Annotated in this window: 9 protein-coding genes and 1 pseudogene; 5 read left to right on the forward strand and 5 right to left on the reverse strand. The window is 64.1% G+C overall.

Annotated elements, in window-relative coordinates:
* Nucleotides 1-157 precede the first annotated feature (157 nt).
* From NBW77_RS16830 to NBW77_RS16845, 4 genes are read left to right on the forward strand one after another with little or no spacing between them, the layout of a single operon-like run.
* Nucleotides 158-904, forward strand: coding sequence for a GNAT family N-acetyltransferase (locus NBW77_RS16830; RefSeq protein WP_250279994.1), 747 nt, complete (start codon nt 158-160; stop codon nt 902-904).
* Nucleotides 901-1,536, forward strand: coding sequence for a hypothetical protein (locus NBW77_RS16835; protein ID WP_250279993.1), 636 nt, complete (start codon nt 901-903; stop codon nt 1,534-1,536). Before NBW77_RS16830 ends, NBW77_RS16835 begins: the two co-directional genes overlap by 4 nt.
* Entirely contained in the window at nt 1,533-1,787 is a 255-nt protein-coding gene (locus NBW77_RS16840; protein ID WP_131746938.1) for a zf-HC2 domain-containing protein, read from the forward strand. The genes NBW77_RS16835 and NBW77_RS16840 overlap by 4 nt, the downstream gene beginning before the upstream one ends.
* On the forward strand, nt 1,784-2,446 hold the full coding sequence (locus tag NBW77_RS16845; RefSeq protein ID WP_131746939.1) for a hypothetical protein: 663 nt from the start codon (nt 1,784-1,786) through the stop codon (nt 2,444-2,446). The genes NBW77_RS16840 and NBW77_RS16845 overlap by 4 nt, the downstream gene beginning before the upstream one ends.
* A 22-nt stretch (nt 2,447-2,468) precedes the next feature.
* On the opposite strand, the gene NBW77_RS16850 is transcribed toward NBW77_RS16845, so the two are convergent.
* Nucleotides 2,469-4,865 (reverse strand): ATP-binding protein, encoded by a 2,397-nt coding sequence (locus NBW77_RS16850; RefSeq protein ID WP_131746940.1) that lies wholly within the window; start codon nt 4,863-4,865, stop codon nt 2,469-2,471.
* A 203-nt stretch (nt 4,866-5,068) separates the two neighbouring features.
* Here NBW77_RS16850 and NBW77_RS16855 point away from each other — a divergent pair.
* A pseudogene (locus tag NBW77_RS16855) lies at nt 5,069-5,262 on the forward strand (DDE-type integrase/transposase/recombinase); the annotation flags it as partial.
* Between the two features lie 286 nt (nt 5,263-5,548).
* On the opposite strand, the gene NBW77_RS16860 reads toward NBW77_RS16855, so the two are convergent.
* The 4 genes from NBW77_RS16860 to NBW77_RS16870 all read right to left on the reverse strand — a co-directional run.
* Nucleotides 5,549-6,148, reverse strand: coding sequence for an acyl-CoA dehydrogenase family protein (locus tag NBW77_RS16860; protein ID WP_131746941.1), 600 nt, complete (start codon nt 6,146-6,148; stop codon nt 5,549-5,551).
* A gap of 15 nt (nt 6,149-6,163) precedes the next feature.
* Nucleotides 6,164-6,898: an enoyl-CoA hydratase-related protein gene (locus NBW77_RS16865; protein ID WP_131746942.1), complete on the reverse strand. Its 735-nt coding sequence runs from the start codon at nt 6,896-6,898 to the stop codon at nt 6,164-6,166.
* Nucleotides 6,899-6,914: 16 nt separating this feature from the next.
* Nucleotides 6,915-7,331 carry an acyl-CoA dehydrogenase family protein gene (locus tag NBW77_RS22510; protein ID WP_131746943.1) on the reverse strand — a complete coding sequence of 139 codons (417 nt, stop codon included), beginning with the start codon at nt 7,329-7,331 and terminating at the stop codon, nt 6,915-6,917.
* The coding region (locus tag NBW77_RS16870; protein WP_242605859.1) for an IS30 family transposase at nt 7,318-7,720 on the reverse strand (403 nt) is incomplete at its 5' end. The genes NBW77_RS16870 and NBW77_RS22510, both read right to left, overlap by 14 nt.

Consider the following 7,720-nt stretch of genomic DNA (forward strand, 5'->3'; position numbering starts at 1 on the left):
ACGTGTACGCCAAGCACGGCGCCCTGGGCGTCGGGCACGGCAGGCGGACGGCGGACGGGTGCCCGTGCCCGCGACGAGGGGCGTCCGAGACGAATCTGGCTCGTCCTGGCGAGACTGGTCATCGGACCACGGGGACGCGATGATGAAAAGTGTGGCCATGTCGAGATCGACCGGACCCTACGGCTCCGGCGAACTGAAGATCGTGAGTCTCTACGACGTCGCCGAGGCCGACCTGGCATGCTTCTATTCGGAGATACTGACCGCGGCCTTTTCGCCAGAAGAACTCGTGACCTGGGACGAGCTGCGGGAAGCGGCCGCCAACAACCCCGGTCCGGGCGTCCTTGTCCTCGACGGTGAAACCGTCGTCGGCGGCATGCTGGGAGAGATCTACCCGCGTTCTGGGGTACTGCTTCTCAGCTACATTGCGGTACGACCCGATACCCGGGGCCGCGGTATCGGCCGGGTGCTGCTTACCGAGGTCATCCCACAATGGCGGGCCGCTGTCCTGCCCTCGATCGTGCTCGCCGAGATCGAGGACCCCCGATTCCACGAGCCCAGCTCCTACGGTGACCCGGGTGCCCGGCTCAGGCTCTACCAGCGAACCGGCGCGGCCCTGCTGCCCATGCCGTTCTTCCAGCCCTCGTTGCGGCCCGGCTTGTCCCGGGTCTTCGACATGCTGCTGATCTGTCTGGACGAGTCGGGGCCGACCGTGCCGACGCCGGCTGTCACCGCCTTTCTGGAGGAGTACTTCGAGTTGTGCGAAGGAAGCGCAGCGGTATCCGCTGACGCCGACTTCCTGGCGCTCCGACGAGGTGCCTGCGAGGCCGAGGCGGACGGTCGGCTACCGCTGTGGCCGCTTGATCGTGTACCGGAAATTCCGAGATTCCGCCGAGCCTCGGCGTGAACGACGCTTCTCGCCGGGCCGCGCCTGGCGGCGGCGACATCCCGGCCGGCAAGCTCCCCGCCGTCGGCAGCCTGCTGGCCGCGCACCACGGCTGTGCCGTCCTGCTGACGGAGGCGGTGGGTATCGGCACCACGGGCATGGACGCCGTGATCGAAAGTGCCTGGTCGGATACGATCTGCACCCTTCTAGTCGACCCCGGGACGCCGGTTCGGGCCAGCCTGCTCGGGGCGATCCTCCGAAGGCTACGAGCGGACGGCCGGCTGGACGAACCCGAGGGCGCCGCCTCGGTGTTTTCCGCCGACCACTTCTTCCTGCCGCCGGACGACCGCTGGGCCGGCTGGTGGGACGTCGATGTTCCCTTCTGGCCAGCTGAACGGACCCCGGCCGGCGACCAGGTGCTGAGCGCGGTCCGGCGGTTGCCCGGCGATCAGCGGATCCTGCTGCTGCTTCGGGACGCGGCGCGACTTTCGGTCGACCAGACATCAGAAATAACCGGTCTGGAACCGGAAAACCAAGGAAAAATCTTGGACGACGCCCGACGGGCGTACGTCGAGTATCTGGACCAAGAACTCCAGGCGGAATCCGGGAAAGCCCCCGCCGACGGGGAGCGGGAAAACATGGGTGGCCGATGAGCACGCTGGACATCAGCTGTGAAGATATATTCGATCTAGTCGGAGCCTGGCACGACCGAGAACTGTCCGAAAGGGATCAGAACGCTTTCGAGCAGCATCTGCTGATCTGCCCGCCATGCCTGGCGTACAGCGACCGGGTACGGCGCGCACTCGCCGCTTTGGAGGCCACGGCGACGGTGGCGGTTCCCGAAGGGCTTTCCGGCAGGGTCGCGACCGCTGTTCTCGAGCAGGCCCGGAGCGCCTCAGAATGAGTTACTACAAGTTCCTTCGGCCGTCCGGGGAAGGCGTTTTCACCGGTTACGATTGGGTCGGCTCGGGGGGCAACTGGATTGATGCCGGCAGCCCGGTCTCCTGCCAGGCCGGAATCCACGCGTGCCGGGTCGAGGACCTTCCCTACTGGTTGGCCGAGGGCCTGTGGCGGATCGATCTCGCTGGTCAGATCGTGACGTACAAGAACAAGGTCGCGGCCAGCCGCGGGCGGCTGGGTGCGCGCGTCGAGGGGTGGACGACGCGGACGGCCCGGGAGTTCAGCGTAGCCTGCGTCGGGCGAGTGGCCCAGCATGCCGCCGCCGAACTGCGGGATACCAGCATGTGGTCGTTGGCGGAGTCGGTCGAGGCTGCCGTTCGGGTTTTTGTCGAGGACGGGGACGCGGTCGGGCTGAAACTTCGCGCCCTCGAGGGTGCGGCGGTGCCTGTCCACTACCGTGGATCCTCGGCGAATTTGCTGTCCGCGTACATCACCGACGCGCTTGAATCGTTGGATGCCTATCCGCCGGCCATGTTGGCGTACATCGCGGCGCGGGCGGCGAGTCAGCGCCGCGTCTCGCCCAGCGGGGACCCTTACCTGGACGAACGCCGTTGGCAAGCGTCATGGCTCGCGACCCGACTCGGGTTGTCCGACTCGCCGTAAACCGCTATGCCATGGGACTGATTCACCAGCGGCGGAGCGACTCGACGGCGGTATCCGACAGTGGCGTGTTCTCGTTCAGCGCCGTCCATTCGTCGAAGAAGGCGGATTCCACCACCTGTTCCTCGTCCGGTGCCGGCCCGCGCGGGAACAGCCACGCTCGGAGCTTGACGAGGTCCGCGTCTCGCAACATGTCCCGGACCTCGTCGTCGTCGACCGAGCCGCCGCCGGGCATCAGCTCGCGCACCCGGTCGGCCCATCTGCGGGCCTCGGTGACGCCGGCCAGGTCGACGATCTCAACCAGGCGGTTCGCCGTTCGCGTGGTCATCTCCTCGTAGAACAAACTCTCGTAGTGGTCCGGGGTTTTGTCAGGGGAAAAGAAACACCGGTAGGCGTGACCTACAGCGCGGCAGTAGTCGGTGAGCGCCTCATTGACGTCATCGGCCTCCCAGCGAACCTCGGCTCGTATCCGGAAGAGGTCCGAGATCAGTTCCTCGTCCCAGTCCTCGGAGTCGCCGACGTAACTCTTCAGGTATTCAGCAGAATCGCGGACGCGGGTCCGCGCTTCGGCTAGGGACCCGCGTTCGAGAGCGAGATCAGCCGTCTCGAAATATAGCCAGGCGAGGTTCCATTCGTCGTCGAGCTCAGCGAAGTCGGCGATAGCCTGGTCGTAGTAGGTATCCGCGTTTCGATCAGTCGGATCGAGATACCGGCGGCTGTGTGCCAGGAATATATTGAGCAGTCCGTCGAGCTTTTTCAGCTCTTTTTCCTCTTCGGTGGTCGCGCTGGCGCGGGCGGCCTGATCCAACCCGCTGAGGTCTCGCACGACCAGCAACTCGTCGCGAATATCGTCCCAGGGCGCCGAGGCCTTGACCCACCCGGTGGGGTAGTGGTCGAGTATGAATTCCAGGGCGGCGTGGAGCCGGTTGTCCGGATCGTCCTGGGCGGCATCCGAGCTCGCGGCCACGCCCCCGGCCTCGGAACCCGTCCACTGCCAGTCCCGCTCCCATTCATCCAGCATCTGCCGGTTAACGTAGAACGGCTCGTAGTTTCCGTACCACCAGTGAGCCTCCAGGAACAACAGCGAAAAACGCGCTCTGACGATGACGCGATCTCCGGATGCCCGGCCGGTGTGCATAAACCACTCGCGTTTGTAGGCCAGCCAGACTGGATGCTCGTACTTGTACAGCGAAGTAACCGGGCTGGCCGAGTTGTCGTCGTCCCAGTCCGACAGGAACCGGAAGTAGTGCTGCGCAGCCCGTCGATGTAGGTCCCGCCAGGTCTCCGGACGGAGCTCCTGGAGGATTCGGGTCAATGCCGGCCGGATGAACTCGTGCAGCCGGAAACGCCTCGACAGCTGGTCGGTGGCGACCTGTTCGATGATTCCGAGACTCTCCAGCGTTCGGATCGCGGACGCGGGCTCGACCTCGCTGCTTTCGTTCTCGGCCCCGCCGAGCAGTTCTGCGAGCAGAGGCTCGTCGAAGGTACTGACCACCGCGCACGCATACACCGCGTCCAGCAGGCTCGGATCGACGAGATCGGCGATGAGGTCGACGAATCTGAGGTCGTCCGACGAACCTCCCGACGGTGCCTGTAAGCGCTCGGGCAGGATTCGTTGAAGCTCTGCCGGAGTGAGAGTTCGGGGGTCCACCCCTCTGATCTTCTCGACCACCAGCGACAGCACGCCCGGGTATCCCCAGCTCGACCGGTATATTTCGTCCGCGAGCACTGGATCGAGCAGTTCGTGAAAAAACTCGTCGAGGTAGCAGGCAACCTCGTCGCGCGACAGCGGTGACAGCGACCGAACGTGCCAGCGGCTGAAATCTGAGGTCTGGTTCGGCAGCGACTCCCGGGCGACGACCACGAGGGTGTTCTTCAGGCGGCGCGCGACACGAGCGAGCCAAAGCCCCATCTCCTCGTCCGCGATCTTGTCGAAGAAGTCGACGGTGAGCAGAACACGCCGGTTGTCGCTCCAGTGCGCCCAGTTGTCGAGGAAAACGTTGTCGACGGCCAACTGCGATCGTCGGATCGCCATTTTGAGCCGATCGTCACCGTCCGTCGGGGGGCGGCCCAACTTCCGCCTCTCGCTCGCGCACTTCAAGCGGAACGAGTCGGACTTCTGCCGGGCTATCCGCTCGGCGAGTTGAAGCATCAGCTCGCTGGTTCGTAAGAAGGTGTCCCAGAGGACTCCGGTCGACGGTTCACCGCTGAACTCCGGGCCCTCCCGCAAGAACCTGGACATGTCCTCGACAACGATGTCCTGCAGGCCGGCGACATCGACCCGCCTGGCCAGCTCCCGCATGAAGGAGGTCTTACCCAGGCCACTCGCGCCGACGATGTCCAGGACCGAGCCCATCTCGGAAGCAAGTAACAGGCGTACCGCCTCGTCCAGCTCCTTCTCTCGGCCGACGAACAGACTCATACCTCCCCGCAGATCTGGATCAACCTCGACTGGAGTTGCCATGTATTACCTTGAGTTACCATGTAGTAGTGAGAGCTAGCCGGTTGGTAACGACCTAAACCGCCGGCCGGCGGTGCCGATGGCCGACGGTGACCTCGACGTCCCAGATCCTAAACCATCCGTAGGAAGGCACTGTTGCGTTGGTGAAGTCCGCCGTCTCGGCGGTCATCGACGTCCTCGCCTCCGGACACCGCGACCTGACCGCAGCCCGCCACTTCTTCACTCGAGCCCTGTCCCACAGCAGCCGGCCAGTAGAAGTGACCATCGACCAGACTGCCTCCTACCCAACGAATCTTGGAGGAGCTGCTGCCCGCCGCCCCACAACGACGCCCGGCAAGCGAACAACCGGATCGAATCCGGCTGACGGCTGACGGCTGACGGCTACTTTCGCCGAGCTCACCCTGGCGATCTGATCACCGGTCCGGCAGTGCCCGTCATGTTCTACCTCCGCACAACGCAACAGACCCCTCCGACGAGCAGCCACCGCCTGCGAAACCGCCATCAACCAACTCGTCCAACACGCAGGTCTGGCAGCCTGACTCACGCCCACGAACTTGACTCGATCATGACAGCTTCGCCCGGCCAAGCCTTCTAGGCAGACGAGATCCTTCCAGGCGGGTGCGCCCTCCCGACCCGTCCTGCAGTTACAAGACGTAACCAGCGACGATCGCGATCCGTAGACGGTCAAATACGGGATCCGTCGTACCGTGAAGAGCCACATACATCCAGTCGGCGTATTTGCCGAAGGTCATCCAGATTTTCCGACCGTTGATGATCCATTCGTCGCCGTCTCGTACGGCGGACGTCGTGAGCGACGCCAGGTCAGAGCCCGCTCCCGGTTCGCCGAATCCTTGGCCCCAGAATTCTTGGACGCTGGTGATCGCAGGCAGAAAGCGGCTCTTCTGCTCGGGGGTCCCGTACTCGAGGAGCGTGGGGCCGAACAGGTCTCGGCCGTGCACTTCGGCCCAGTACAGCGCCTCGGCCTGCGCGTGTTCGACCTGGAAGATGATCTCCTGGTTGATGGTCCCGCCACGACCACCGTATTCGACGGGCCAGGTGATGTTCAGCCACCTGTCAGCGGCGAGTCGCTTTTCCCACTCGATCCGAAGCTCCCAGAAGGAGTCGTCGGCAACTCCACCGACGCCACGGTGTTTAGCGAAGTCCCCGCTGAGGTTGTCAGCGAGCCAGCCGCATAATTCGTCCCGAAACTCTCGGTCGGGTCCGCCGAGTCTCAACTGAAACATGCATGCTTCCTTTGCTCAGTGACTTCGCTGGAATGTGGTGTCCGCTGAGGCGCGCCACGCACGTAGGTGCTCCTCTCCCGCACGTAGGGTGTGTTCCGTCGTCCGGCCGACCGCCTCATTCAGGCCCGCGCGCAGCATCCCAACGAGCCGGGAGTCGTGCATGCAGATCGTGCGCGCGACCTCAGTGCCGCGGTTGAGCAGCTCTGCCGGGGATGTGACCTCGGCGACGAGCCCCGCACGGAGCGCGGCCGCGGCATCAAGGCGAAGTCCGCCGAGGGTCATTGCTTTCGCGGTCCGCAGGCCCACGGCCTCCACCAGATAGGCCGGTAGCCCTCCTCCTGGGTACGCGCCCACACGAGTGTGGGTATCGAAGAAGAGCGCATTTTCAGAGGCGATGATCCAGTCGCACGCGAGCGCAAGCTCCAAGCCGCCGGTGACCGCGGGTCCGTTGACCGCGGCGATGATCGGTTTTGGGGTCCGCCCGATTGAGTGCAGCAGAGCGGTAACTGTTGTGCGATCGGCGCTCGCTTCGGCGTACGCGGCGAAGTCGAGTCCGGCGCAGAAGGCTGACCCCGCCCCGGTAACGACGCATGCGCCGAGTGAGTCATCGTGTGCGAGATCGGCGAGCGCAGCGGCGAACGCGGACACCAGGCCCGGACTGAGAGCATTACGTTGGGGAGGGCGGTTCATCGTCAAGGTCAGGACGCCGGCGTCCTTCGTGACCAGGAGTGGGTCCTGCGCTGAGGTCATACGAGCACTCCGTTCGCTATACCCGACCGTTTCGCCAGCGCCTGCCGGTGTTCGGTAGGTGTCCCAAAGATGAGTTGTGCCGTCTCGGCACGCTTGAAATACAGGTGTGCAGGGTGCTCCCAACGGAGGAAAGGTACGGCGCGCAGAGAGGCGTCCGTCCCGCCTCCTCCAGGACGACGCCCACCTCTTGCAGACCGAATCCCGCGCCGCCGAAGCGTTCAGACACCGCCAGCTCGAGCAGCCCAAGATCCCCCAACTTCCGGTACAGCCGCTGATCTAAGCCATCCTGAGTCATCATGTGGTTGCGGACGTCAACCTCGGTGCAACGCGCGGTGAGCAGCGCGCGAACCATCTTACGTAACTTCTGGTGCTCGTTAATCGATGTCGTGGACACGGTCGGTATCGGCAGAATCAAGCGGTCATGGCGACACATGCCTTTCCAGCAGATCGTTGAACATTTCTATCGGCTTTCGCCAGCCCAACGTCTCGCGGGGCCTGCCATTCAGCTCCGCGGCTACTCTATCGAGATCCGCCTGGGAATGCAAGGACAAGTCCGTGCCCTTCGGGAAGTACTGCCGAAGAAGGCCGTTGGTGTTCTCGTTCGAGCCCCGCTGCCAGGGTGAATGTGGGTCGCAGAAGTACACCAAAATTCCGGTTCGGATGGTGAAATCGGCGTGGCGGGCCATCTCCTTCCCCTGGTTCCAGGTCACACTGAGCCTTTTCCATCTCGGCTTGACTAATACCAGAAACATGGCCTGTTGATAACGGTATCCGATCCTTGGTCGAGTGTTGTCAACCCGGCCAGCGGAAATAGAGAAGCCC

This window comes from Frankia sp. Cppng1_Ct_nod, assembly GCF_920656135.1.
GTDB classification, from domain to species: Bacteria; Actinomycetota; Actinomycetes; order Frankiales; family Frankiaceae; genus Protofrankia; species Protofrankia meridionalis.